This is a genomic window from Pedobacter sp. BMA (assembly GCF_001027745.1).
In the GTDB taxonomy this organism is placed as follows: domain Bacteria; phylum Bacteroidota; class Bacteroidia; order Sphingobacteriales; family Sphingobacteriaceae; genus Pedobacter.
Window position 1 is genome coordinate 299,833 of sequence record NZ_LECU01000006.1, and the last position, 26,838, is coordinate 326,670.

General features: G+C 39.8%; 21 protein-coding genes and 1 pseudogene. 5 read left to right on the forward strand and 17 right to left on the reverse strand.

The window, feature by feature from the left end; translation table 11 throughout:
• Positions 1–27 precede the first annotated feature (27 nt).
• The 3 genes from AB669_RS13310 to AB669_RS13320 all read right to left on the reverse strand — a co-directional run bounded on the left by AB669_RS13310 (position 28) and on the right by AB669_RS13320 (position 2,742).
• Positions 28–672, reverse strand: coding sequence for a DUF6266 family protein (locus tag AB669_RS13310; protein ID WP_047799803.1), 645 nt, complete (start codon positions 670–672; stop codon positions 28–30).
• Positions 673–1,251: 579 nt separating this feature from the next.
• Entirely contained in the window at positions 1,252–1,530 is a 279-nt protein-coding gene (locus tag AB669_RS13315) for a helix-turn-helix domain-containing protein (RefSeq protein ID WP_047799804.1), read from the reverse strand.
• A gap of 150 nt (positions 1,531–1,680) precedes the next feature.
• The gene (locus AB669_RS13320; protein WP_156166744.1) at positions 1,681–2,742 is read right to left on the reverse strand and encodes a hypothetical protein; all 1,062 of its coding nucleotides are present in this window, start codon (positions 2,740–2,742) and stop codon (positions 1,681–1,683) included.
• A 349-nt stretch (positions 2,743–3,091) separates the two neighbouring features.
• Here AB669_RS13320 and AB669_RS13325 point away from each other — a divergent pair, with 349 nt between their 5' ends.
• The 4 genes from AB669_RS13325 to AB669_RS13345 all read left to right on the forward strand — a co-directional run bounded on the left by AB669_RS13325 (position 3,092) and on the right by AB669_RS13345 (position 5,326).
• Complete coding sequence (locus AB669_RS13325; RefSeq protein ID WP_047799806.1) at positions 3,092–3,505, forward strand: hypothetical protein; 414 nt, start codon at positions 3,092–3,094, stop codon at positions 3,503–3,505.
• 137 nt (positions 3,506–3,642) lie between these two features.
• On the forward strand, positions 3,643–4,203 hold the full coding sequence (locus AB669_RS13330) for a hypothetical protein (protein WP_047799807.1): 561 nt from the start codon (positions 3,643–3,645) through the stop codon (positions 4,201–4,203).
• A 223-nt stretch (positions 4,204–4,426) separates the two neighbouring features.
• Complete coding sequence (locus tag AB669_RS13340) at positions 4,427–4,867, forward strand: MauE/DoxX family redox-associated membrane protein (RefSeq protein WP_053058401.1); 441 nt, start codon at positions 4,427–4,429, stop codon at positions 4,865–4,867.
• Positions 4,868–5,005: 138 nt separating this feature from the next.
• Positions 5,006–5,326, forward strand: coding sequence for a hypothetical protein (locus AB669_RS13345; protein ID WP_047799809.1), 321 nt, complete (start codon positions 5,006–5,008; stop codon positions 5,324–5,326).
• Positions 5,327–5,365: 39 nt separating this feature from the next.
• On the opposite strand, the gene AB669_RS13350 is transcribed toward AB669_RS13345, so the two are convergent.
• Genes AB669_RS13350 through AB669_RS21575 form a run of 3 tightly spaced genes read right to left on the reverse strand, consistent with a single transcriptional unit; the run spans position 5,366 to position 11,289 of the window.
• Positions 5,366–6,730, reverse strand: a complete 1,365-nt coding sequence (locus tag AB669_RS13350; RefSeq protein WP_047799810.1) for a RagB/SusD family nutrient uptake outer membrane protein — start codon at positions 6,728–6,730, stop codon at positions 5,366–5,368.
• 3 nt (positions 6,731–6,733) lie between these two features.
• Positions 6,734–9,940, reverse strand: a complete 3,207-nt coding sequence (locus AB669_RS13355; protein ID WP_047799811.1) for a SusC/RagA family TonB-linked outer membrane protein — start codon at positions 9,938–9,940, stop codon at positions 6,734–6,736.
• The gene (locus AB669_RS21575; RefSeq protein WP_197082405.1) at positions 9,940–11,289 is read right to left on the reverse strand and encodes a TlpA disulfide reductase family protein; all 1,350 of its coding nucleotides are present in this window, start codon (positions 11,287–11,289) and stop codon (positions 9,940–9,942) included. The genes AB669_RS13355 and AB669_RS21575 overlap by 1 nt, the downstream gene beginning before the upstream one ends.
• Before the next feature lie 1,116 nt (positions 11,290–12,405).
• Here AB669_RS21575 and AB669_RS13365 point away from each other — a divergent pair.
• Complete coding sequence (locus AB669_RS13365) at positions 12,406–12,960, forward strand: hypothetical protein (RefSeq protein WP_047799812.1); 555 nt, start codon at positions 12,406–12,408, stop codon at positions 12,958–12,960.
• A 261-nt stretch (positions 12,961–13,221) separates the two neighbouring features.
• Here AB669_RS13365 and AB669_RS13370 read toward each other — a convergent pair whose 3' ends face one another.
• The 11 genes and pseudogenes from AB669_RS13370 to AB669_RS13415 form a co-directional block, all read right to left on the reverse strand.
• On the reverse strand, positions 13,222–14,283 hold the full coding sequence (locus AB669_RS13370) for a DNA cytosine methyltransferase (protein ID WP_047800362.1): 1,062 nt from the start codon (positions 14,281–14,283) through the stop codon (positions 13,222–13,224).
• A gap of 115 nt (positions 14,284–14,398) precedes the next feature.
• Complete coding sequence (locus AB669_RS13375) at positions 14,399–16,441, reverse strand: AIPR family protein (protein ID WP_047799813.1); 2,043 nt, start codon at positions 16,439–16,441, stop codon at positions 14,399–14,401.
• A 12-nt stretch (positions 16,442–16,453) separates the two neighbouring features.
• Positions 16,454–17,386, reverse strand: coding sequence for a PD-(D/E)XK motif protein (locus AB669_RS13380; RefSeq protein WP_047799814.1), 933 nt, complete (start codon positions 17,384–17,386; stop codon positions 16,454–16,456).
• Entirely contained in the window at positions 17,386–20,028 is a 2,643-nt protein-coding gene (locus AB669_RS13385; protein ID WP_047799815.1) for a Z1 domain-containing protein, read from the reverse strand. The genes AB669_RS13380 and AB669_RS13385 overlap by 1 nt, the downstream gene beginning before the upstream one ends.
• Positions 20,015–21,433, reverse strand: a complete 1,419-nt coding sequence (locus AB669_RS13390; protein WP_047799816.1) for an ATP-binding protein — start codon at positions 21,431–21,433, stop codon at positions 20,015–20,017. Before AB669_RS13390 ends, AB669_RS13385 begins: the two co-directional genes overlap by 14 nt.
• 499 nt (positions 21,434–21,932) lie before the next feature.
• Positions 21,933–22,706, reverse strand: a complete 774-nt coding sequence (locus tag AB669_RS13395; protein WP_047799817.1) for an HNH endonuclease — start codon at positions 22,704–22,706, stop codon at positions 21,933–21,935.
• 25 nt (positions 22,707–22,731) lie between these two features.
• Positions 22,732–22,959: pseudogene (locus AB669_RS22570) on the reverse strand (HNH endonuclease); the annotation flags it as partial.
• Positions 22,960–22,965: 6 nt separating this feature from the next.
• On the reverse strand, positions 22,966–23,694 hold the full coding sequence (locus AB669_RS13400; protein ID WP_053058404.1) for a hypothetical protein: 729 nt from the start codon (positions 23,692–23,694) through the stop codon (positions 22,966–22,968).
• 51 nt (positions 23,695–23,745) lie between these two features.
• Positions 23,746–24,645, reverse strand: coding sequence for a putative phage abortive infection protein (locus AB669_RS21585; RefSeq protein WP_053058405.1), 900 nt, complete (start codon positions 24,643–24,645; stop codon positions 23,746–23,748).
• A complete protein-coding gene (locus AB669_RS13410) occupies positions 24,635–25,120 on the reverse strand; it encodes a hypothetical protein (RefSeq protein ID WP_047799818.1) in 486 nt (161 codons plus the stop codon). The genes AB669_RS21585 and AB669_RS13410 overlap by 11 nt, the downstream gene beginning before the upstream one ends.
• A 33-nt stretch (positions 25,121–25,153) precedes the next feature.
• Positions 25,154–26,740 carry a caspase family protein gene (locus tag AB669_RS13415; RefSeq protein ID WP_231582676.1) on the reverse strand — a complete coding sequence of 529 codons (1,587 nt, stop codon included), beginning with the start codon at positions 26,738–26,740 and terminating at the stop codon, positions 25,154–25,156.
• Between the last annotated feature and the right edge of the window lie 98 nt (positions 26,741–26,838).

Sequence of the window (26,838 nt, forward strand, 5' to 3'; positions counted from 1 at the left end):
TGAACAAGCCCCACCGGTTAATTCGAGTTAGGCCACTACAATTGGCCCGGCATAGGTGCTTTTCGACCTGCGGATGTTATCGCGATCGATGTAAAACATATACACCTCCACATCCTGACCTGTAAAGTCGGCGGGCAACACATAGTCTGCCGTACCGTCTCCCCTCAGGGCGAAATCGGATTTGATGGAGAAATAATCCTGTGCCATGTTGTACACCAACAGCACCAGTCTGTCGTCGGTAAACCCATTAAGCTCATTCAGCTGCGGGTTCCAGCTTACGGTAAGCGTTGCTGCCGCTGTAGAGGTTACCGTTACGCCAATTGGTCTCAACAGCGTTCCTTTACTAATCTGCAGCATACTATGGTCGAGCGCAAAATCCGGCGATGTTCCGGTAATGGCATTCGCCAGGGCAAACTGTACCCCCATGTTATAGCCCGTTGCTTTGTTGTTGGTTTGGCCTTTATAGCCCATGTTCAGTACATCTTTTATCGGCGATAAAAAAGCAACCACAAGGGCAAACTTCAATCGTTGCTCTATCTGCTTTTCTGTGGCGGGTTTCGTACTCTTTTTGTACAAGCCTTTGATGTAATCCAAATCATTCCAGCTACTGCCGATGATACTTCCGGCCTTGCCGGAGAAGCCGCCCAGGGCTCCTTTTCTGATAATTCCCATAATCTTAAATTTTAAGTTAAATGGCTAAATGGCCGGCCGGTACATCTAGCACGAAACAAACATACCGCTGGGAATGAGTCAGTTAAAATTCTGACCTGATTTGGACTGATTTGACCCGATTTGGACTGAATTTAGGTATCGCGAGGTGAGATTTTAGAGATTAGACCTGATACAAGAGAGGTGATACATGAGACGCGAGACCGTGTGCGTCTGATCGGGGAAGGGATCAATCATTTCCCAGACAACTGATTACCAAACGGGGGAAAAGTTCGGGTGGGTTTGTGCGGGGCTTTTGGTGCCACCTGAACACGGGGCGAACTTGTGCCGAACTTTTCCAGAAGTTGTGTGCCACTTTTCCGGGCCGTTTCCCGAAGCCTTGCCGAACACTGGTCGAAGCCGGGTACAGGGTTTCCCGAACAGCTCCCGAACAAATCCGCCAGCGCTCCCGAACAAAAATTTAAAAAAAGATTTGAAAATATTTTTTCCTGAAGGGGATAAAACGACTAAAATGCAGATCGAAAACCTAGAGAAGGTGACCCGATAACCGATGATTTTTGCAAGTAAAATGGAACCATAGATTTATAGTTTGCCTTTCTTTCTGCTTAACTCCAGGGCATCAAGTACATCTTTTTTATAAAAACGATCGCCACCCAAAAGCTTCATAGGTTTTAGTACTTCGTCTTTCACCAGGCGTTTGTAAGTGCTATCGCTAACTTTAAGCATATCCATTACCTGCGGCTTATCCATCAGTTCGACATTGGTGAATAGTTCAAGCAAGCTGTTTGCTATTCCAGTAAGTTTATTCAGAGAATTTTTGAGTTGAGAAATTTCCTCGGCGATTAATTCAGATCCTTTCATGCCAATAAAAAGTAATACAGGCAGAAAGCAACGGATCCGGTACACTACACCTTATCCCGCACCCTACCTGCGGTGTTTAAATTATTGGACATGACTGACTGTTAGGCTAATATAATAAAATTGAAATTTAAAATCAAAATTCTAATTAAACTATTTACGCCTGTTATGTTTGTGATAATATTGTGGTGTAAAATAGTCCTTTACTTTCTTTTTATATTCACGGGCAATCAGGATATTGTCTACTCTGGTTATTCCTGGTTTGAGGATAAGTTTATAGCCTTTTATCGATTCTATGGTATCAATCCGGTAAAATGCCCCCTTTCTCACTTCGATAAATATAGACGGATCAAGATTTTCCCTCAGCACGTTTCCAGTAGCTTTGAAGTTTCGATGATGGCCGGCTTTGGTGTAAATTGTTGCATAGTCCTTTCCAGCAGCTATACATTGTATTTCTTCAATTGATTCTTCAAAACCTTTATCACCCAATGAGCAGGGAATTTTTTCCCAATAGACATACTCAGTCTCCTCAGCTGGTCTTTCTTCAGTAGTTTTCGGCAACTCAGCCAGTTGTTTTGTCTCCAGGAGTTTCTTTTCTGTTTCTTCCAGTTTTACCTCCAATTCTTTTGCCCTCAGCCGCTCCGCTTCTTTCTTCATTTTCAGCAGTTTCTCCTTTTCCCTTGCTTGCTGTAATGCCACTTCTTTCGCCGTCAGCATCTCTGCCATCAATTCTGCATCAAGGAGCGCTTCTTCCTTTTCACTTTTTATTTTGGCCAGTTCTGCTGCTCTCAAACGTTCTTCTTCGTTCCTTGCTTTTAGCAAATCGTCTTCCTCTTTTGCTTTTTGTAATGCATCTTCTTCCAGCCTTCGCAGTTCAGCAGCTTTCAGCCCCGAACGGTAATTCATGATCCATATCCATCTGATGGAATAGGCTACATTACCTAACAAAAACAATAGGGCCGACCAGGGCAGTACCTTAACCATAAAGCCACTCCCTTTTACAGTGTTTTTAAACAGCGTCAGGTAAATCCACACTAAAGTGATATCAATGACAATAGGGATCAAAAGGCCAAAAAATAGCTGAACAACGATCCTCCATTTATTTCTTCCCCAGGCACACCAGTTATCCAGCCATTGATGGGTGATATGAAGGTATTCTATCAACAGCGAGGCAATTACCGTCCCGAAGACAAGGGAAATCCAAAATCTGTTCATGAATATTAATTCCGCCATCGTTTTTGAGGTTCCCGGTATTAATAATACAGCTGCAATGATTAAAGCGGCTATGCGCCTTTGGGCCAATGTGAAATAAAGTGGCGTATCCGGTTTGAGATAGAGCTTAAACATAAGTAAATATTTAACTGGCCCAAAATATCAATACTCAATATTATCGATGGGCGAAAATTTTAACAAATAAGGGCGAAAATTAAACTTATTAGGTACTGAACTTGCTATCGAGCGGTCAAAATTGCGTTTGAGCAGGTTCGATTTGGTCGAAACTTTAACTCTTCGTTAGCTTTAAGTGTGTCATACATGTTGTTTGGCGTAACTAAAAAAATCATACATGAATAAAAAACCATTTACACAATCAGGTTTAAACGCCCTCCGTGAAGAAATCAGAAACCTGCCCAAATCAGAAAAGCTCCGGGTTGCAGCATTGCAGCAAGATTACATCTCATGGGCCAACAAACACCTCGAATTTGAGAACAGCCAGCAGATTTACCTGGTTAACTTAAGTTCAGAATTTGTTTCACTCGCTACCCGGTTAACGGCCCTGGCCATTTCCAATGATGAACCCATCAGGCTAATCAAAGCGGAAAAGTCTGATGGCTTAACCGCTGCTACACTTGCTGAAACTGACGTAGCAGCTTCATCTGCGGATGCGGAAGGTAAGCTGATTACGCTGGGCTACACCAGTGATCCGGATGATGCAGGTATCGAAGTACTCACTTACGAAATCCGCTATACCACGGTGTAAGCAAAAAGACCCAACATCACTTTAACCAATTTTGGGCGTGACTGCTGTAGTGGTGTTGGGTCTTTCAAATGAATTATTGACTAACCCATTAATCATCAATAAAATGTTGAACGAATGAACTAACGCCAATCAAACCTATGAATCAAACCAACCTTAAACTTTTGAAAGAAAGACTTGATGGTTTTTCTGCAATCAGCCCAGCATCCTGGGTAGCCATTCAAGCCAGTATCCAAACCGTAACATTAAACAAAAAAGAGCATCTGCCGCGTGAGGTGGGTACTTTATCTTATCTGGCCTCCGGGTTTTTGATGGAGGTTGACGGGCATAACCGTACCAAAGTAGCTACCGTGCTGGGCTTTATGCCCGAACAAAGTTTCATGGTTACCAGAATTCATAATCAGGTAAATGTTTTGGTATGCGATGAACCCTGCACCATCTACGAAATCCGCCGTTCTGATTTACTGGCGTTAGAGATTTTATTTCCTGAATTGATTGTATTGCATGATGCAATCTGTGCCCAATATGATGAACGTATTGCTGAACGCGATCTGCTACTGAATGAAAAAGACGGCCTTACGCGTATCCGCAAGTTTAAAGCTAGGTTTAGCCATTCACTTAACCGCATGGTTAAGACCTGTATGGCCAATTACCTGTTGCTTGAGTATCATTATTTCATTAGAAATTATAAACACGCTTAATCTGCAAAACCTCGTTTGCGTACCTCAAACGTTGCTTCAAAACACCGATTTTGATGCCTGCCTTTTCTTGGTAAAACCTTGATTCATAGCGAACTTAGTATCAGGAATTGAACCCGGCATCCTGCCTGCCTGAACCTGTACCGATTCGGTTATGATGAAGTCAGCGGAGTGGTTCCACAGCAGGAATAAGGGTTTCAATTTCGGAGGAAAAAAATGTGTAACCATGAAAAATGTAGTTAAACCGGATCAAGTCATTATCAATATCCTAAGCGGATTGCTTATTCTGCTATGGGTGTATGTGGCTTTATCCAAACTTTCAGATTTCCACGCCTTTCAATGGCAAATGCGTAACCAGGTGTTCAGTCGGGAGCTGGCCACCCTGATCAGTTATGTTTTGCCTGGAATTGAAATGGTTGTGGCTGCGCTGTTATTTTTCGAAAGCAGCCGGATGGCCGGTTTTCTGGTTTCAGCGTTCATGCTGTTTGTTTTTTCAGGCTACATTTTACTGATCGTGTTGCATGTTTTTCCAAGAGTTCCCTGCTCCTGCGGGGGTGTTTTAAAATCCATGGGGTGGAATGTCCATCTGTGGTTTAACCTGGCTTACCTGCTTTTTGCCTCTTGGGGCTGGTGGCTATGCCGTAAGCGAAAGGAGGTTTTGGCATAGACACGGGTAAGCGAAAGCCAGTAACCACTTTCAACTTTAGTGCGATAATTAACATCATTTATGGCCGGTTATCCAGGGACCATAAATGATCACCTGTAATTCTTACAGGGATATATAAACAATTTAATTAAATGTATTATGATGCGTTTTTTTAAGAATGCTCACATCAGCGCCGTAGCGGTGCTGTTGGGCGTGAGTTTAGTGGTGACTCAAAGTGCTTTCAAAGCACCTAAGCCATCATTTGCACACGAGCAATTCGGTAAGTTAAGCACCGGATGGGTTAAAATTTCCACAATCGATCAGGAAGAAAACGAGATTGGTTGTGATCTTAATGACCAGGTACCAATTTGTACTGGTTATTTCGATACTTCGGTTAACCCTAATCCGGCGTTGACAGATGCGCCATTGACATCCGAACCGATAGAACGCGGTACTTTTTACGTAGTACCACGTAACTAAACTCGGGCCGCACAGCAAAAGTATCTGCTGTGCGGCTTTTTAATTTTGCTCCATGCCCGATGTTTGAATCTCACCTTGGGGTATAGGAAACACATATCTTTCATCACCCGCCGGAAGTTGCAGCACCACGCCATTTACCGTTCTTGTCAAATCAATTTTGAATACCGGGTCTTGATTTAGTCTCCTTAAATCAGCCATTCGCTGTCCTCTGAATGGCAATTGTTTCCTCCTTTCATCAATCACTAATTTCAAAGGATCTGGGGTGTTTGCTTTGGTATAATTCACAAAAGTTCCGGTTTTGTATCGGTTAAGCAATAAAGTATTTATATCGGCCAATCCACTATCTATATCGCCTAACCTAATTGCTGTCTCCGCCCTAATCAAATACACTTCATCATTAGCAATCCCTCCAAATAGTTGGCTCGCGTTGTTATAATTGCCTTTAAAATTTTTCCCTGAAGCGTTAAAGAAAATTACTTTTCGCAAATCGTTAGCTGTATATTTGGCATACAGTTCAGGGGCAGCATTCACCGCACTGCTCATGTTGAGCATAAAAGAATTAGTAATTTGACTTGTTGCAAAAAGTACTTCATCATTACCTTTGGGCAAAACAGCTGGAAATGGCCGTGATGCCGTAGTACTTAAAGTATTGTAGTTGATCAAAGTAGCGTATAACCTCAGGCTTTGATTAGCATAAGCGTATGCGGCATTGTAATTTTGCATGATCAAGCTGATTCGTGCAAGTAAAGCCAGTGCAGCCATGCGGTTAGGCCTGCTTTTATAATCCAGTTTTTCTGATAGAAGTGGCACTGCAGTAGTCAAATCATTAAGCATAAAAGCGTAGGTTGCGGATAATATTCCCCTGGGAGGATTAGCGTTAACATCTGCGACTTCCCGTATCGGTAATCCTTTATCCGATCCTGCACTGGCCGGATTGTAGGGCTTTGTAAATATCTGCGCAAGATTATAGTAGGCCAATGCCCTGAAAAATAATGCTGCTCCTTTTATTGCCGCATAGTCCTTTTGTTCATTGGTGGGTTTTGCAGCTATCCCATCTAACACAATATTTGCATAAAAAATTTCTTCCCAACCTGTCTTCCATTCCGCGTTGTATGATGTGCTATAGATTTCCTTTTTCCAGGAATACACATTCCTTTCATCTTGCGAAGTGAGGGAGGCTAATGATGCATCAGGAATATAGATGTCATCAACAAATAGCTGAGGTAACGCAGGTGCAACATTCATTACTGTTAAGTAATCTAATAATCCCTGCATATCTGCTGCAGTGGTAGGAACCGTAAGTGCTAAGCTGGGCTTTGCTTCCAGGTATTCTTTTTTGCAACCTGCAAAGTTGCCACTTAAAATAAATAGCAATGACAAAAAGTAAATGTTTTGAATTTTCATGGTTTACAAATTAATTTTAACGCCAAGAGAAAATGTTTTGCTGGCCGATGTGCCTTGATAGTCCGGGTCGATATCCCATTTATTCGCCTTCCATATTATACCGAGATTGCTTGCATAGGCAAATACCTGCAGGTTACTGAAGAAATATTTTGGTTTGCCCGAAAGATCAAACGCCAGCCGGATATCCTGTAAACGGATGTGGTCGCCCCGGAAAACAAGTGCGTCGCTATACAGGTAAAGGTTTTCGCGGTTGGCAACATAACTATCTGGTATTTTCGGAACGATGGTATTGAGTTCGTCTCCCGGCTGCTTCCATCGTAAAGCATAATCACTATTGCCGCCCTGACCTGCTAATACCGTAGCATAGTTTACGGAGTTTTTGCGGACATAATAGCCAAGCCGATAAGAGATATTGGCCGACAAACTCCATGCTTTCCATTTTGCTGTGTTCATCAATGAACCAAAAACAACCGGCTTTGCAGAACCACTGTATACCAGGTCATCCAAACTTGTTGCAGCCATTATTGCCGTATAGTTAGTGCTGGGCACACCATTTAAATACCCCTGTGGTTCACCGCTGGCATTCAATCCGGCATAGCGATAGGAGAACATGGCATATAGTGGGTATCGCTGACGGGGATATGCGCCTGCGTCAGCACTGGAGGTCAAATTCTGGATAGCAGTAGTTGCGTTTTGGCTATACCCGGTAACTTTCTCGTGTGTATAACTTAACCAGAAATTAGTATTCCAATTGATTATACCCCTGGTATTAATGGTGTTTAAGGTAAAGTCAATTCCCTTTACCGAAGTGTTAGCAACATTTCCTCTAAACAAGGTAATGCCAGTTGAGGGTGCAAAAGGTATATCTGCAATCAGGTCGATTCCTTTTTTAGTGTATCCCTCAATACTTCCCGATATCCTATTTCCTGCGAACCCGAAATCAATACCCAGATTGATTACTTTTACCCTTTCCCATCGTAGTTCCGGATTAGGTGGGTTAAGCACCACAGCGTAAGGCAATCGGGTTAAGGTGGCAGCAGTTGAAAAGTATCTTGCGGTGGTTAATGCAGAAAGGTTTTTATCAATATTGCCATTATACCCATAGGTTAAACGTAAACGTAGGGTTGGGAGCCACCCAACGTTATAAAAACTTTCTTTTCCAATGTTCCATAAACCACCTACCGACCATAGCGGAACACCTTTTTGATTGGTATTAACACCGAAGAGATTACTCTGATCAAGGCGCCAGCTACCTGAAATGGTGTACTTCGCTTTATAGGCTAACGAAGCATTTGTGTAATAAGATAAAAAGCGATCTATTGTGCCTGTTACCGCATCGTTTGACGGGATAGTGCTGGTTGATGGATTATAGTATGACATGGGGTAACTACCAATGTAATCGACTACCGTATTCGTACCATTTAATTCGTTATAACCATAAAACCGATTGGTGTATGAGCTGCCTTCCAAATCCCGCCATTCATAACCCGCCAAGGCATTCAGTTCAAAATCCTTTAACTCTTTTCTGTAATTCAGCTGTCCGCGAAAGTTTATTGTGCGAAGCGTAGAAACATAACGATCCAATATTGCACCTTTAGGTAAGGGGTATACAGTCGCCTGCCCGGATGTTACCTGCGAAAATCTATTGATCAGATTACGGGTGAAGTAGCTTTGTAAGCTATTCAAATCACTCTCCTGATTACCCAATTTACCAAACTGAAATGAGGCTTCTGCGGTTAGCCCTTCTACAACTTTATAAGTTAGAACTGTGTTAAAACGATAGTCCAAAGCTTCAGCATTATTCTGATGGAATTGATAATCTTCGGCAGGTTTGTATGTCCAATCAAGGTAGCCGTTGCCTGCTGCGGCATCGGTAAAGCTCTGTCTAAAGTCTTTCACCACACTTAATGAATTACCATCATCATCCACTAGTTGCGCATAGGGATAGAGTATTTGTGTACTCGACATCCTAAGGCTGGTATAGCCATCATTCGGCTTGCTATTTACCGAGCGTGTGAGCATTAGTTTCAAGTCTAAGCTTAGCCTGTCTTTCAGCATACTAATGCGGTCGTTAAAATTCAGCGTCAATCTCTGATAGCTATTTCCCTGATCACTTAAGCGGTTAGCATCAAAGCCAGCTGAAAACAAGTATGTGCTTGCTCCGGTGCTGCCTGATATTGAAAGCGCATGCTGGCGCAATAGTGCATCCTGCCCTAAATATTTCATGTACTGGCGGCGGAGATCAATGTTGGATAACTGTGCCAATTTATTATTCAAGTCAGTATTGCTCAATGTACCATCTCTATTGGCGATAAACAATTCAACTGCCGGACTAAGTGGTGCTTTAACTACTGAACTTTCTGTTGCGCTGTAGAAACCTTTTGTAAATAATAAACGTTCAATTTCAATAAATTCGCCGCTCGTCATTGCCTGATTCTTCGTCAAATCAGGCTGTTCCAGGAGTGTGTAATTTACTGAAGTATTGATGACTAGCGATTGTCCCTTTTTACCTCTTTTCGAGGTGAGTACAATAACCCCGTTAGCTGCCCTGGCGCCCCAAATAGAGGCGGCAGCAGCATCTTTTAACACCGTGATGCTTTCCATGTCATTCGGATTGATATTCGCTACATCGCCATCATATGGAAAATTATCCAATACGATTAGTGGCTGTGAGTTTGCTAACAAGGTAGATTGACCTCTGATACCAATGGATGTTTCGCCAGCAGCCAGGCCCTTTGTTTTATTGAAAATTAAACCCGGCACTACATCTTTAAGGCGATCGAGTATATTGGTGCTGACGCTTCGTTCCAGCAGTTTATGATCTACCTGCACAAATGAACCTGTTGCCCGTTCTTTAGCTACTTTATTATATCCCGTGTTTACAGTAACCTCCTGCAAATCGGTTACCTGCATAGCCATTCTAATCAATAGGTTTTCAATGTTCGGCAGCTTAATTTCCTGATGATAGCCAATGTAACCAGTGCAACTTGCAAACAGTGTAATGGCCTTTGTTCCGTTATTCACCGGCAGTATAAATATGCCATCCTGATTTGTAGTTACTTTTTTTCTAAAGTCAGTCCAAACCGTTACCCCTGATAATGGCTTGTTATCCATTGCTGAAATCACTTGTCCTTTTAGTAGATCCTGCGCATAGGCTGTGTTAAAGATTAAGGTGTTTAGGGCGAGCAATATTAAGAGTTTTGTTCTCATTATTTTGCCCCTCCTTTGCTATTTGTTTCGGCATCCTTGAAAATGATCATCAATGTTTTAAATGGTTTATCAACCAATTTTAAATTGTAAGCAGCCAGCGCAGTATTGAGGGAAGCTACATTACTCAAATCTGCATCAAGTTTTAAGTCAATATTGCCATTAATGCCACTATCGTTAACGATGGGGTAAGGATTGTTTTGGAGGTAAAGCATATCCAGCCGGCTGGTTAGTGCCATAATTCCCATGTTCTGGATGGAAAGCCCGAGCATATTTTGCTGAATGGCTCTCTCGCCTCCCCTTGTTTTTAACATGCTGTTATCACCAGTACTGACCAAGACGGTACACATGGTTTCAATCGTAGCAGTATCTACTTGTATGTATGGAAATGCGTGGTTCAAATCCTCAATCATTCCCCTTCGCAAATCTTCATCCGTGGCACCTGGCATTACCAGTTCATAGCAATAGAAATTGCTGTACATCCAATCTTTGTCATTATTATTCTTTATGTTATGTCTTAGCTGGTCGGCATACTTAGTTTGATAGCGTCTTCGGTTTGTGCCTAAATAGAATTTGCTGCTGTAGGCTGTTGCAAACAATGACGCAATATCCAGATTCGTTGCAGTAGCTTTTTTTTGTTCAGCATTTATCCATGAATAGCTTTTTATACCTTGTTGGAAGCCTGTAAGTATACGGTGGAATTTGAGGTTGTTCACGGTACCTCCGTTACCTGCCAGAAACAGCGGCTCTTTCGTATTATATGCTACTTTAAAATCATGTTTTTGTACTAACACAGGCTTAGCATTCTGGTCATTTAACATTGCACTGATGTTTTTTGCATTTATTTCCCCGAAACCCGTTATTGCCACTACTGTTCCGGTTTGATTAATCCATATGTAATGTGGTACATATCTATGAGGGAAGAGTTTAGCTAAGGCCTGATCTGATGTAGCAATGGGTATTGTACCAGTCTTGTTTAAATTTAGCTTAGCCAGAAATGGAATCGCTTTGCTGGCAGCTTCATTTGTGACTGATATGAATTGTATTTTGCCATCAAATGCATTTTGCAGGCTATCCATTTTGGGCATCATCCCTATACATGGCGAACACCATGTTGCCCAAAAATCTATAATGATCATTTTGCCCCGCCACTGGGATAGTTTAATTGAATTAATTTGCTTCCCTTTTTCAAAATAGTTGTGCAGGTTATTTACAGTAACATCGGGGATGCTTTGCCCCACTTGTACACCTTTGGTAGTAAGGTCAATAGTCTTTTCCTGCGCTGACGCGAAGGCGATCAGCAATAAATAACACGCTAATGCTGATCTTATTTTATGATAAATATTTTTCACCTTGTTTAGAGTTGAGCAAGAAATTTAGAGCATGGCGCAGCCATGGCGTTGAGTATTCGTCTCTCGCTGGTTATTGATTGGATAAAGTTTAGGTTATAGAAAAAAGCAGGCTGCAAGAATTAAAGAACCATTATTTACTGCAGCCTGCCTTTTACAAATTACTCTGGCTGGCGGGGCTTCATTGCGTAAAGCCTGTTGAAGTGGTAAAATGAACGTTTTTTCATGAAATAGTTAGTTTGGTTTATTTTCAGTGAGGTATAAAAATTTTAGCTCAACACAAAAGAACCTTTAAAAACCTGGCTGCCTGGCACCACGCGCTCCCTTGTGATGCATCAGGCTGCTCAGGAATCATACACCGCCCTCTCTTGCGATATCTTTCGTGTGCTAAACCTTCCCTTATTAGTAAATACCAAGCCCGCTGGTTTCCCGCCAATAGGCGAAAAACCATGATGCGAATTAAAAAAAGATGCTTACCTTAGAATCGCTACAACTCACGGGAGTGCACCTCATTTTTTTAATTAGCAGTGAGGGCTTGATCCGGAAATAAATTACAAAGGTTCAAGAGCCCTTCTGGTTATATTAATCAGCTGTGCTCCATTTTACCGATGGGTAATTTTGATTCCAGTTTTTTTTAAAATCGGGATGTTGAATAAGTACGTTCTTACACAAATTTTAGGGGCTGGTTTCGTTTTCGCTTATCGAAAATGAAACTTCTTAATAAAGCATAGTTCTTTCATTGGCATAATTGGACTATTTGGTTATGTAATCGATGTGTACTCAATAAAGTGGAAGGAAACCGGATTGGTAGGAAACCAATATGGCGAACTTCAACGCTTTTAGCAGTGGTACCGTCAAGAACCAGTTCAGAAATTCTGAATCCACAAAAGACTCACATGAAGTTCGCCATATTGAATATAGTATATCAAAGATATAAATATCCAATATAAATGGCGAACTCACGATCGGCTCATGTGGAAAGGTTGACGGTTTTCTGCCATGAGTGACATCGTTTCAAGAGAGGACTTCCCCACTCGATTTGTCGCTATAATTATCTAATAACAAATATAATAATAATGGTATAAGTACAAAAATATTTCTACTATTTATTTTTTTAATATGGATGTTTCCACAGAATATGCTAAACGATTGACACAATATATGAAACGATTCGGCTTATATAGTGTGGATATAGCACATTTGGCTGATACAACAAGTGATATTATAATAGGAATCTTGAGTGGTGAAAAAGGCCTCGTTTTAATTACATTAGAAAATATTGCAAATATTTTTGGGCTGAGATACTTCGAATTTGGTAATCCCAAGCATCCTATTCCCTCGTTTAGTCAATTACCAGAAGACACTCAGCTTCGTATTAAATTTCGTAAAGATAAAGGCAAACCAGAAAAAATCACTTATAAACAAAGTCCCATTAATGAACACATTCAAATAGTATTAGGTACTTATGCTTTAACTGAAGAAATTCTGATAGAGGATGTCATCAGAAAAATAAAAGAGAAATACGATGTTATCTATAAACCTGGAGAGATTTCAGATCGTTTCAAGAAGACTTTTAAAAGTATAGTACAGGAAACAGGAAAGAGAAATATTTCCAAAATAGGGCCAGGACCAAAGCCAAAATTTTATAAGTTAATTAGAATACCAACCGAATAAGTGTAGGCCTATTATTGAGATATCACAACCTGAACTGTTTCTAAAAAAATGGCAGGCAACTTTTGCCTGCCGATCTAGGGTGATCTTCCTACTGTATAAAAAGCTAATTTACATCAATTTGTTTGATTGACTTAATAATGAGGCTTATCTTTATAAAGTGTCAATATACCATTGACACAAATTCTTTTTTTCATAAATATTCTTGATGGATCAGTTCCCAAAAGTTCACGTTTGGGAGTTGGCTATTTTGTTAATCATTATTTAATATGATAATATCTTTCTGAAGATAGCTTCCGCCAAAAGCGGTGGGACGGCATTCCCAATTTGTTGTTGAATATGTGATAGTGGGCCTTCAAAAACAAAGTGATCTGGAAAACTTTGTAACCTGGCCGCCTCTCTAACTGAAAGTCCTCTATCCTGAAAAGGATGAATAAGCATATTCTTACGATAATTCGAAATCACAACAGCTGGTTTTTCGGCATCTAGGCGCTTATAAATGCCACTATGGCAATTCTCTTTATTGGAATAGTTTTTCATTAATTCTGGAGGAATCGCTTTCCAGTTCTCCCCTTGTTTTATGTGCCTATAGCGTTCAATAACATAATCCTGATTTTTAGATACAAAATTTTGTAACGGAGCCTGAGAGTCAATTCGCATCCTTGCCGCATATTCGCTGACATCGGTTACGGGTAGTGAATACTGAGCAACCGGGAAGCTATCACCATTATTAAGCACAGGAAGATCTGCTAAGGCTTCCCGAACATTTATTTTCTTATCATGTTTTTCGGGAAACTCAAAATTTATTCCCAAGCGGTTACCTACCATAAAAAATCGGTTCCGGTGCTGTGGTACACCATAATCAGAAGCATAAAGTACTGCCTCTCTAGTATCATAACCAATTTGCTTGAAACATTCTTTAATTTTAAGTACAGTATTTCCTTTATTGTAATTAGTTATACCTTCTACGTTTTCGAATAAAAACCAGTCTGGTTGGAGATCGTCAACGAAACGAACAAATTCCCAAAACAGTTTATTATTATTATTCTCATCGCTCCTTGTTTTTGTATTTGACAACGAAAATCCCTGGCAGGGTGGTCCTCCGAAAATGATGAAAGGTTTGTTTACTGAATGTATTTTAGGATCTACTTTAGCGATATCTTCGCATAAAACCTTTACACCCGGGTGATTGCGCTCAAAAGTTTTAGCAGCTGAAATATCCTTTTCAACCGCAAAACCAATTTTTATACCTGCACTTTCAGCGCCAAGGCTGAGGCCTCCAGCTCCGCTAAAAATATCAATTCCTATTTTGTCCTGAGTTTTCAATTTTTTTAAAATATTGTCTTTCAGTGAGTTAATCACAAAAAAAGAGAGGTTATTTTATTAATTTAAATGATCGTGAAAATACAAAATATAATCATATTTCACTAGTTAGCAAATCCTAACTTAGATTTAAGCCTTCACTCTTCGCTGAATTGTATACCTGGCAAAGTATCTTTGCCTGTTTTTCCGATGGTAAGGGAATATGTCCTGATGCCATTTTTTCAAGTATACCCATTTGCATATTGCTTAAAGTCCTTATACCTTTGTGGGCATTATAATGCGCAAAGATTGTCTTCCAGTCATTTTTATCGACGTTGAGTACAAAGACCTGGTTATCGATTTCTCTTTCCAATGCTTTGCTGTCCCTACTTTCTTTAGCCTTATAATTTTTTTCTTCTCGGTTGACAAATAGCGCTTCATCCATTGCAGGAAAGTCAATGTCAATTTCTTTTACAACTTCCCAACACATTTTGTTTTTTGCCCACTGGGAAATATTGGCATAGCCACTTGCTGGATGTGTAATCTTGATGTATACCTCCTCGGTGATTAGCTTCAGCATTTCTAGCAGTTCAGCCGGTATTGCTTGTCTTTCCCATATCAGATCAAAATTAAGTTGTAACCCGGAATTTATTACCAGTTCGGAAAGGTAAGCGATGGAATAAGCAACTGTTTGTGCGCGATACCCTCCATCATACCAGCTGGCAGCAGACACCAGCTTTTCGGTAGCCCTGAAAAGAATGACCCTGCACACTGCATCCTTGAAGTAGCTTTCGGTAATTGCCAGATTGTCTTTTTCCAAAAGCTCAGTGATGTCTTCTGCAAATCGTTTAAAACTTTCCTGTGCACCTTTGGAAACAACATCTGGTCTTCTAAGCCACATAATTTCCGTTTTGGACAGTAAGGTCTTATCTATTACCTGGATTTTTGGGTTTTCGAGCAGAAAACTAGTTTTCTCCTGATTTTTAAGATATGCTTGAGAGTTTAAATATTCGCCACGCACTCGTTCATAAAACCATCTGGTTCGGCGTTGTCCGCCACCGATGGCCGGTGCGTACAACCGGTTAGAGTATTCTTTCATATCCTTATGAAAAGGGCTGTTTGAAAAGAAATCAGAATTGTTGATTTTATTTTGTGTATTGGCATATTCAGCTACCTTTGAGACAAAATCATCCTGGGTATTTAGGTCTTTCACCACCGATAATTTCATTTGCACAGATACCTGGGAAACGTCGATACCCGAAGTGCGCTTTGCCGCGTAGATTGCTGAGGTGGTCTGTCCACCGTTTACAATCTGAAAGTTTTTCATTTTTTTGAGATTGCCGTCTTCGCCAATTTCAATTTCACTTGCTGTAGCCGTTATGCCATTATTATAAGCAAAAAACATTTCGGGCTTGTGTTCTATAGTTATCTTTAATCCTTTATTGACATTGCCCTTGAACTGAAGGAAGGTCCTAACATTTTGTTCAAATAGCTTTTGGCCATGGTCTTCATAAATCTGAACAAGTTTTTCCCCGTCGATTACTGTGAGGTATGACTGATAACTATTATCTTCACCATTTACCTTTAGACATGGCAAGTTTACTTCAATATCTGAAACCAGTGATTTATTTTCTGATTCGTAGATATTGTGCAGATAGCTGATATCGATGACACGAAAGTCAAGTGGAACATTTTCTATGCTTTCAGAAGGGAGCTCTAATTGACTACGGGTAGCTTTTCCGTCGGTAAATAACATCAGACGTACTCGCAGCAAGTTGTTTTTCTGAAAATATTTATAAATATTGAAGGCCATGTCATGTGCCTGGGAGGTTTCTTCCATGTCCCGGTACAAGCCCTCTATTGATTTATTCAGAAAATTTTTCAGCCTTGTGAACTTCGTCTCCATCTGGATTTTGGTAAAGGTCTGGATGCTGTTGTCCTGAAAAAATTGGTGATTCAGAATGGTCAGGATTTTTCTGTCCTCATCATAATCGAATCCGTAAACCTCAATTCCTTTTTTAATGTATTCAGCAGCGGTGTAATTGCCGGTGAGGTCACCAACACTTACCAAATCCTCGCAAACGACTTCAAAAAAAGATTGAGCTTGTAATAATCCCCTGCTGTCTGCATCAGTAAGAACAGATTGCAGGAAGTCTTCATGAAATTCTTCTAAACTGGCCACGTATATATTATTTTAAAGTTGTAACATTTTCTCAAAAACTTGACACGTTGAAAGTTCCAAGGTATACTTCACAGCTGAAATACCTTCTGATATAGCTGATTCCTTTATTCTGGGAAATCCTTCTTCGACAGCATAAACTTTTTTTGAATCGATATTGTAGCTAAAGAATGGCCCCTGGGTAATTCCCTCGACAAATCCGTAATCAGACAATCTTTGCTCAAAGATCGAAGATATCTGCACGTCAACAGGAGACATATGCTGATATATTGCTTTTATCAAGTCGGTAATGTGTGGACCTGAAGCTAATCTGGTGAGCCCGTAGCATAACAAGTAAACCGGTTTTATTTCATCAGAAAGCTGTCCGATGGATGATATTCTTACTCGGGATCCTTTGCTTGAGATATAAGATTTAACCTCAAGAAAACAGTTTTTTAATGAAAAGTCCTTCTGATCTGCATCCGGACCTACCCATCCGGTGATGGCGTTGAGAATCCCAATCGCAGAAATGAGTTCCAGCAAACAGGACAATTCGGCGAAAAGCCCCATTTGAATACGCTCAGGCATAATAAGCTGATTTTCCTGGCTTAAAAACCGTTGCCATCTTTTGATGCGCTTGCCGAGAATCTCGATAATTTTGTTTTCTTCCTCAACTAAAGCGACATGATCTAAGAGATCCCAGCACAACGCCAGAAAAATCTCCCAGTCCCGCTTATCATGAAGTATAAAGTAAAGCATGGCATTTTCTGCCGGCTGAATTACAATAGATATTCCTCGCATCTGGTCAACGAATGCTTCTGGGATAAGCGGACAGCCAAACTGTATCATCATACCAAAATGGCCGTCGTCATCACAAATCCAAAAGAAGTCATGATAGGTCTGGATATCTACCCGTCTCTTGGTTTGGGCAATCATATCCTTCCAGGGATTTGCTCTGGCAGAATCCATTATTCTTCTTCCTGTTTTAGGTTTTCAAGTAACTGATCATAGTACACAGTGTTGATCATCATCCGTACTGGTTTTGCTTCTGAAAGCGCATTTCCATTGAAACTGATTCCAAATGCTGCGATTTCATCGAATGGTAAAGGCGCTTTATCCCGGTCTTCTACTTCAAGGATATGAAGCATTAATAAGGGCTTTGACCTCGCGGCCCTGGATTCTTTTCGCTTATTATTCAATGTCTTTTTCAGGGCTGGGTCATCGATCGCAATCGCTTCTGAAGTGCCGGATGATACCTGCCTGTTCTGTACCTCATAGGCACCATTCTTGTCGCTTATTGTACGTTTTTGCCGGTTTATGGTGTATGGTCCGAGGTCAAGTGGTTTCCCCTCACCGCTGTAAATAGCAATATCCCAGAGCGTGTCTCGCTGTTCAATGTATTCCTTAATGAAACCTATTGGCATTCTGGAGGTAAGGCCTAATTTATCCCTATCGTAGGTTTTAAATTTATTTACAAAATTTTTGACCAGAGATCGATCAATGTCTTTCCATAATATGCTTTTACCTTCCTGTGCTTCTACAGATGGGAGTTCGCTTATCAAGTCAGTAATCGCGTCGATGTTCTCTTCTATGATATTTTCTTCCTTGCGCAAATAGCTGGTCTCTTTTAGAGAACCATCTAAACGCATATCGTGGTAGTAAAAGGTCATGTTCTTTTGCTTATTTCTGGCGGTAACCTGTAAAGCGCTGTCCGGATTTTCAGTTATATAAAGTCCAAAATCATCCGGTGTTTTTTTATATTCAGCCATAAGCTTAAAGTCGGCGACAAGATCCTCGGTCGCCCGGATGATTTCGGCGAAATCATCAATACGGTCCTGAGGCATAAAAATTTTGCAGAGGTCTTCATAACCAGGCCTGTAGCCAAACCACCTTCCCATCTGCATTAGGGTATCATAAAATACGGTGTTGCGAAGAAAGTATGAAACGCTAAGCCCCTCTACCGTAAATCCTCTTGCCAGACTCGCCCCACCCACAACAATGGCATTGGTGACTTCATTTTTTCGGTACTCGAGAGGCACTTTGCTTTTGGCATGCACATCCCTAACCACCAGAGATTCAATAAATATCGGCATTTCGGCCAGTACCTGACTCCAGGTCATCTCCACATCTGAATGATGCTGGTCAAAGGTTCTGGCAATTTCTGCGATCAGTTCGCTTTGGTCTTCCGGATTTGGAAGTGATGCATAGGCTGAGATGGCTTTTTTAATTAGGGTAAGATAGTCTTCGGCCAATCGTGCGAGGTTTCTGTGGACATCAGTAAAGCGTGTGGCATGGATAAGCATACTATTGTGCTTATCCCCTTGCCCTCTTAAGCGTCTGATAGAGATATTTATAACAAATAGTCTGATGGCATCGAGAAGATTCTCGGGAAGGGCTTCCAGTGAAAATTCCTTGTTATGCGTATATTGAATAAAGGTTTCGTGATCGTTAATTGGGACCAGGTGTCGCTGATTGGTATCAATGAATATTTTTCGTGCTCCAAAGTAGTTTGTCGGTGCCTCCAAGGCGTAGATGAAATCCTTTGGAAACAAGTCTTTGCCAACTTCATCATTGTTGGCTTTATGGTCAATAAAAATGTTGGCATACGGAGTCGCGGTATAGGCGACGTATGCCGAACGCTTGAACAGGCTAAGCAGTTGGCGCAACCTTTTGTTGATGATGGTTGGATCGTCCTCAGCCTTGGTATTGATTGAGGCATAGTCAGATTCGTCATCTATAACCAGCATCGCATGCTCAATGTCGTTGCCTTTGTATTGTTTCTCCAGCCATTCAATTACATTTTTCAGGGTGCTAGTATTTTTCTTAATCACAAGTAATACCGGAACGTTTACCGTTTCAAAATTAATACCCTGTGCCAGGCGGTCTGCATCCTGTTTATTGAAATCGCGGTTTACGGTCGTTAGACTTAAGGGTATTAAATGTTTCCCCCCCATTCCAATTCCTGCACCGACCTGATCGCCACCGGTGTAGCCGACGAACGATTCATTCATCCGCTCCTGCGTCTGATCTCTTAAGTTGTTAATCCCTCCTGCGATGACCACAATAAACTTATAACCAGCATCAGCTGCCTTGCAGATGAGAGAGGAATAGTTTAATGTTTTTCCGGACTGAACATGTCCCACAACCATCCCATAAAGACTGAAACGACCGATAGCTGGAGCAGCAAGGTTATTCATTACTACATCCGTATCTTCATCTGTGGTCTTAATGACTTCTGGCGGAAGGGAATTGGAGAGGTAATTACGATATCGGTCCCAGTAGAACAAGTTAGTTTTGTTTTTTTCTACTGAAGACCACCAGGTGGTATCCCTGGTCTGTTGTTCTTCTCCTTTGATAACCACGCCATGTCGCATACCGACATCAAAATGTGTCTCAAATTCCCGCTCCATACGGCTCCATTCTTCATCGCCGAGGCCGGAGAAACTGTCAATTGAAAGGATACTATGCATCACTTCCACATTTACCGCATCGATGACATTTTTAAAATTTTCAATCTCTTGGCTAATGGCAAATTTCTCCAAAGGACTGGATAAATTATTAAGCTTATGAAATAAGTATTGTTTAACGGCCTGATAACTATTTTTCTTCATTTCTCAATAAATGTTTTTGATTAATGTAAATCTCTGTTTTTAATAGCTCATCGATATATGCCTGAGGAAGCCCAGCGTTCTTTAATCTTTCTGTTAGCTCTTCTACATCAGCTACAGTGAGTGCAGTTTCCTGCTTAAGCTGATGTGGGCTATTCTGAAGTTTAAATTGTATGGCGTCAATCGGCAGATAAGCCTGAAGCCCCTTCAGATAGAGCTGAAGTTTTTGCCTGATCGGCTCAGAAAGATCGGCTTCTAGGTCAGCATATAGTGGGTGTTCCTGGTTGACGGCAAACCGAAAATCATCATTTATTGGTAGTACCGACCAGAATTGGACAACAGATTTATCCTCAATTTTGCGTCCCCTGCCGGTAAATGGCTTTGCACCAATATCGGTAACTCTGGAAATAACCCGTCTGAGGTTATTCTTAATTAAATCTGCGGGTTTAGCGATGGATTTTTTAATATCAATTCCCCAGTGGGTATCCATGTTGTTGGGAATGTCAATTTTAATCCTGACCAATTTATGCGCATCTAGCGTTTTATGTAGCCCCCACCATGTACCGTAAACTAATATTCGATTCTCCCGGTATAAATAAAAACCCTGGGATCGGATATAACCATCTTCTGTGGCATAGTGTTCGTATTCCTGCTGTGACAATTTAGAATGGTGTGGCAGAATGAAGGGTTGTATCGTCACATCATCGTCAAATATTTTAACCCGCTCTATTGGCAATTGCTGGGTGGCGGGATGGTTGAGGTTGAAGGGATCAAAGGGTGCTATAGGATTATTATTGATCGCTATCCGTAAAACCTTTCGGTTCACGCCTTCTAAAAAACGATGAAAAACCAAAGCCAGATGTTTCCGAGTCTTGTCTATTATTGTTGTTATCTCAGATTTTTCAGTTCTGTCGACAGTATCCCAGCAAACTAGTGTTCCATTCTCCATGGCCTGAAGTTCATTCAGTAGAGGTAAATCTGAAATATCGTCTGGTATTTTAAGTAGCCACTTATTTGCATTGGCAATATAATCCAGATCCCACTGTCTGCTGGATAAAATGTTGTTGTGCTTAGATACCACCGTCAGCTTTCGGCACTGTGAAAAAGAAGCGGTTTTCAGGCCCAAGCCAAACCTACCCAAATCATTTTTCTCCCTCAAATCTTTCGGGTTTGTTGCAGCAAGGCGCATGGCTTCTTTGAGTTTGCTTTCTGCCATTCCCTGTCCATTATCCAGCATTGCAAATCTGATTTGTGGTTGTGGTGCCAGATAGATCTGAATTTTGCTTGCCCCTGCAGTTATGCTATTGTCGATAAGATCAGCAACGGCAACTTCAAAAGAGTATCCGATATCACGGATTGATTCAATGAAGTTCCCTACATTGGGATCAACTAATTCTGTTTTAAACATGAGAGCGAAGGATAATTTTTTGCTAATCTAGGATTTTTTTTAATGGAGAAAAATTTTTGTATGATGTATTAAGCAAGGATTTGATTATTGTCAACTTTATTTTTCGGCCAGACTTTTGGGTGTTACAAGGCTTATTTAAGGGTGTTATTTTAAATAATATAGCATCAAGCAAATTTTCAATTTTTCACATCAAATAATTTATTACTGCGTTTTACATTAATAATTGATTTATTGTCAAAAAATATCTTAGTTCAATCTCTTTTCTAAGGATGGCTATATTATTTGGGCTAATCTTCTAATACACAGCGTCCGTCGTTATTAATGATTCTTCTTTTGTTTTTTCCTTTTTATTTTCGATATTATCCTGACGAGGGTCGTGGTTGGGGGAAATTCCGCAAATATTTGGAAGCGAAGGACTTTCATATCTCGACTATGTATATATCGTAATATTGGAACATAATTCAGAACGATGCCCATTTAGTTAGTTCGTAAGTATTCATTATTTTCTAAATCGATTATCATTGTGGTATTGTAAAAACTCTATGTTAGGAATAAATTTTGAGGGCATAATTATTTGCATATTTTCATAAATTAGGAAGTTTTGCTGAATTGCCTTTGAGTTTTTATCTTTAAATAATTCTTTTGAAACCTTAACTCGAAAACTAGGTGTAATTGTAATGAGCCCAGTTTCAAATGCTTTATCATGTAAAGCATTTAGCGCAATCCCATTTTGGGGATTTAACCTGTTTTTCTCATCAATGCTCCACGGTTTGATGTGCCCAGCTATTAAAAGTTCAGGATGTTTAAGTCCTGTGATACAACAAGTATTATTGTAAGCTGCCAATACAGTACTCCTGAATAAAGATTGGTTTACCCTAACTTTTACCATTTGCTCGCTTGTTTTACCTTCTTTATTTAAGGCAGCTTCCGAAATATGATTAAGCTGTTCAATACTCCTATGTTCCAATCGAGCCAAAAGTTTCTCACTTTCATAAGGTAGGTTATTCCAATTTAGGGAAAATTCATGCCAAATTTGAGCATCAAGTTTACTAGCATTTACAGCCCCCTTAATTCCACGTGCTTTTAAGCTAGAATCAAAACTAGCAAGATTAGACAGTTTTAAAGAGACCGAACTAGGTGTTCTTTCAATAAGTTTTGCTAAATGTATGACATCAGGGTTTGTGCTATGAATTTTTCCAAAGGGAAGTTTAAGATATAGATTCATGGCTAAGATTAATTCATCTCGAGTCCAGAGTTTTTGTCCTTTTTTCATTTTTTTGGGATGTTTGAGGATTGATTCAGATTTTGTAAATATTTGTTCTGTGCCACTCCAATCCCTCCTGATCAGGGAAATGTAAGAATTTATCCGGTGACAACATTTTTCTTCCTGTAAGCTGGTTTAACGAATAAGCATGTTTTTCGATTTCAATAAAGTGTATTGAAACCAGTATGGTGTAATTTCTGGCAATGCTTACCAAACCACGATCAAAAGCACGGTGTAAATTGAGGCAGAGCGCAATGCCATTGGTGACTTAATCATTCTGCGTTTGGTTAAAAGGCACAATGTGGCAGGCATCAACAAAGCTATGGTTAAAAGTACTGCTGAGCTGCATGCCCGTAAAGCTACATTGGTAATTGTAAATTTTAGGCACCAGCTTTTTAAATAAACCATTGCGTACAAAAACATCTTCTTCGGTATTGATAATTACTTTTTTGTAAATGCCTTGGCGTTCATTAAGAATAAATTCTTCCTGATCGTGCAGGTAGCCTTTACCATTGTATTTGGCCTCGAGGAAACCAGGTTTTTCATTTGCAAAATAGGTGTTCAGAATAAAGTTGCTTGCCATTGCGCCGGTAACAGGTGCTGTAAGTAGTTCAAACAGTTCGGAATCAAAACAGCCAAAGGCGCAGGTTTCGCTTAGGCGTGTTGCCGATTTGATATGTGCATTAATCTGCATCCCCAAATTGGATTGAATTAGCCAGTACGGTTTACCCTCCGCCTTTTCGCTTTGCAGGTAATAAAAAGGCTGAGCAAAATTTTCCTGATGGAGAGTTTGCACTAATAATAACCAGTTTTCCTTGAAAGTGGCCACCAAGTCCGCATTTACTTCAAACTGGTTATTGTTAGTGACTAAACCGTTGTCTATTTGCTCAATAAGGCTTAAAAGCTGTGCAGGCTTATCGGGGGCAAGGACATAAGGGGGTACGCAACGTTTTAATCGCGCAAAGGCTTTGAGGTATTCTTGGAGCGTAGGGGTCAACGTAAAGGGTGATTTAAAGGAGAAGATAGGGATTTGGAAATGAAGCTTTCACTACCTAAAATAGCTTATAATATTTTTTCTATCATGTTGGACAGGTAAAAATTCATAATCTACGAAAGGGTAAAAATCCCTTATATTTATCCCCCCCTCACAATGTAGGTCTGGAATGTTTTTTATCAGATTGTATTTAGTAACTAGTTGTCTGTTGCAGGATAATATAAGAGATTTATGACCAAGAAGGTTGTTTAATTCCCAATCCCTTCCCGCTTTTGAGACGCTATTGAAAAAAAAGACATATTGTTCTGCAGTTGAAAGTTGCGCTCTCAGTGTTTTAGCATATTCATATTTTTCCCTATAACTCAGAATTTTTCTTTCATCAATGTATTTCACTGTCTGAAATAAATGTCTGAAATAATGCCCCAATTGATAATGATGACCGTCGAAATATCTTGTGTCCGCAATAGATTCGTAAAAGCCGAGCGAGTCTTTAACATATCCTATTACTCTAAAGCTATTAAGCCTATCAATTTTGTGCCGGATATCGTGCACACAGCTAGCAACCAATTCTTTTTTATTTATTGCGTAGAACTTTTCCCATATTGAGAAACTATCATCAAGTGTATGCGGTTTTTTACTGACGAGATAGATTATATATCGCATAAGTATTTGATTATAATCGTCTTTGTATAACCGAAGTATAGGTGATCTGTCCTTATAGCTGGCACCATAAAAAACAATTGCGTAAGCAATATCGCATATAGCTAGTTTTTTTAAATTTACTGATTGCCTTTGTTCAACTATTCTCTCAGATTTTATTAAATAATCAGGAGTATATATTTCATCTACGGTAAGTATTTTAAAAAAAGGTTCGATTATTGAAATGCAATTTTCCACTTGCTCGAAGATATATTCAAAAGTTTCTTTGCCTTTATAGCTACCTCTAATTGCCATTTTGTACAGGGGGTTGATAATTTATTTGTGTAGAGTTTTCGACATGAATATTTATCATCGTAAATATTCGGCTTTCAATCTCATTTTTTTCATTTGCTCTTTTTTGATCTTTGTAGCTTAGATAAACCATGATGAATGCAGCAAGAGAGAAAATAGTGCCAATGACGCCTGCCACAAAATCTCCCACTGCCCCGGTTTTTGTCACATCAATTGATATATCTCCAGTTACCTGAAAATCTTTCATCAGACCAGACATAAAAAAATAGCCGACTGAAATCCCAGAAAGGACTAGACATATCGCGAAAATTAAAGCCGCATTTTTAATCAAATACGTTTCAGATAAAGGTCTCCATACACGTGTAGTAAACCATAAGTTCATTTCAAAATAGCTGACTTTTCGAAAAATATTAATATTTTTAAATGGTTGGTATATTTTATTATGCAACCATAATTTCAATAGAGAGAATTTATTCATTAATCTAAAATTGGATGGAATGTTTTAATGATTTTAGAAATCATTTGCATTGATATCTGCTTCACTAAATTTTCGAGAGAGGTTCATACTGTATGGATAAGTAACAAATTTCTCGTTGCCAGTCAAATTAGTACTTAATCTTAGCTTCCCTTTAGGAACACCCAAACTGAACCTTAATTTTTGTTCAAAATCAGGAAACTTCGACCTGTCGTTTTCATATCTCCGAACATTCGTAGCTTGCAACAGCTCAGTATTACCATGTTTTACTGAAATCAATACAGCACCTATTTCAACACTGTCATCAAAGAAATCTTTGAATTCCTTTTCCTCAAAAACGGCCTCTATTGCGAGAATAGTTGGCGGATTGTGCGGTAGATAAAACACGTCGTCGGTAAATGGCTCTAGTACCTGCCTTATAAACTCAAAGGAAGATATATATCTAACATCAGTTTGTAGCTGAAACAATTCATCTAAATAATTTGACTTAAATTTCCCTTTCCGAAAGTGTCCTTTAGAATCAAAATACATTTCGTATAGCATACCATTTAATACGTGGTTTTCTTTGTTCCTAAGAAACGGCAAAAGCCAGGTGGAAAGATTCTCCATAATATCTTTTGCAGCGAAAGTTCCACCGATAGCAGTCTGCAGGATATTTCGACCAAGAAGAAAAAGATCACTTTCATCCACAGATGATACATCTAACGTACTAAGTTCTCCAATTGCAGGCCCTTGAGTATACCAATCATAAATTTTCAGCTTCTCAATAATCGTGTCTATTTTAGTTCCTCTCGATACAAATAACTCATCTGCAATGCATTCCTGTCTATAAGGCAGTTTTACAGACTGAATAAGGTCTCCTGAGTTAAAGTAAAAGTCGCCTATAAGTGAAGTATGTTCCCAACTAGTTTGCTTACCCTTTGATAGATTAAAAACAGATGTTCTAACTCTTTTAAAAAAATCTTCGATAGGTATATTTTTATCGCTGATGTGATTAAGTAAAGATCCAGTGTAAATACTATTTCTACCTGAACCATAGTCTAAAGCTCTCTCCCCGGGTGATGTTGAGAAAGCTATAATTGTTCCTTTTGGGGCATATATGGGTGCAAGACCTGAGTCGTTTATCCCTCGAAAACCATTTGGTAATGGATTATCTCTGCAAGCATCTAAAATTATGATATTAACTTTCGTTTTCGATTGCTGCATGTATTCAATCACAGAATTCAATGGAAAGGAGGTGTACTTGGCGCTTATTGCATCTATAAAGTTAGTATCGATTGCGGTTAGATAATTGTTCCCGTCAATCTGCAACCCATGGCCAGAGAAGTAAAACAGTCCTATATCATATTTTTGCAGATTATTGCCGAAAGATGTAACTGAGCGTTCAAATTTTTCTTTATCAGCGTTAGTTACACAATTGATAGTAAATCCCAACATCGATAATTTTTGAGCAATGTCTGAGGCATCATTGACTGAATTTATTAGCTTGTGTTTTTGGAGGCTATAATTAGCATTTCCGATTATAAGCGCAAGAGCGTTTGGCATTATCTTGTAATTAATATTTTTTGCTAAAATAAGATTGTTAATTCTGACATCAAAGATAAGGTTGGGTTTCTTTGACAAGATTAACGAATTTTTATCTTCCTAATAGTCCCCTGAAATATACGGGGTAATTCGCGGAGAAGAATCGAAATCCGGAGTAAAATGAATTTTAAATCATG

Coding starts and splice junctions, on each gene's coding strand:
- AB669_RS13390 (WP_047799816.1), bottom strand. CDS start 21,433: ATGTTTAAAACAGAATTAGTTGATCCCAATGTAGGGAACTTCATTGAA.
- AB669_RS13355 (WP_047799811.1), bottom strand. CDS start 9,940: ATGAGAACAAAACTCTTAATATTGCTCGCCCTAAACACCTTAATCTTT.
- AB669_RS13315 (WP_047799804.1), bottom strand. CDS start 1,530: ATGAAAGGATCTGAATTAATCGCCGAGGAAATTTCTCAACTCAAAAAT.
- AB669_RS13340 (WP_053058401.1), top strand. CDS start 4,427: ATGAAAAATGTAGTTAAACCGGATCAAGTCATTATCAATATCCTAAGC.
- AB669_RS13380 (WP_047799814.1), bottom strand. CDS start 17,386: ATGGATTCTGCCAGAGCAAATCCCTGGAAGGATATGATTGCCCAAACC.
- AB669_RS13320 (WP_156166744.1), bottom strand. CDS start 2,742: ATGAACAGATTTTGGATTTCCCTTGTCTTCGGGACGGTAATTGCCTCG.
- AB669_RS13325 (WP_047799806.1), top strand. CDS start 3,092: ATGAATAAAAAACCATTTACACAATCAGGTTTAAACGCCCTCCGTGAA.
- AB669_RS13385 (WP_047799815.1), bottom strand. CDS start 20,028: ATGAAGAAAAATAGTTATCAGGCCGTTAAACAATACTTATTTCATAAG.
- AB669_RS13350 (WP_047799810.1), bottom strand. CDS start 6,730: ATGAAAATTCAAAACATTTACTTTTTGTCATTGCTATTTATTTTAAGT.
- AB669_RS13410 (WP_047799818.1), bottom strand. CDS start 25,120: ATGAATAAATTCTCTCTATTGAAATTATGGTTGCATAATAAAATATAC.
- AB669_RS13395 (WP_047799817.1), bottom strand. CDS start 22,706: ATGAAAAAAGGACAAAAACTCTGGACTCGAGATGAATTAATCTTAGCC.
- AB669_RS13330 (WP_047799807.1), top strand. CDS start 3,643: ATGAATCAAACCAACCTTAAACTTTTGAAAGAAAGACTTGATGGTTTT.
- AB669_RS21585 (WP_053058405.1), bottom strand. CDS start 24,645: ATGGCAATTAGAGGTAGCTATAAAGGCAAAGAAACTTTTGAATATATC.
- AB669_RS13365 (WP_047799812.1), top strand. CDS start 12,406: ATGGATGTTTCCACAGAATATGCTAAACGATTGACACAATATATGAAA.
- AB669_RS13310 (WP_047799803.1), bottom strand. CDS start 672: ATGGGAATTATCAGAAAAGGAGCCCTGGGCGGCTTCTCCGGCAAGGCC.
- AB669_RS13345 (WP_047799809.1), top strand. CDS start 5,006: ATGATGCGTTTTTTTAAGAATGCTCACATCAGCGCCGTAGCGGTGCTG.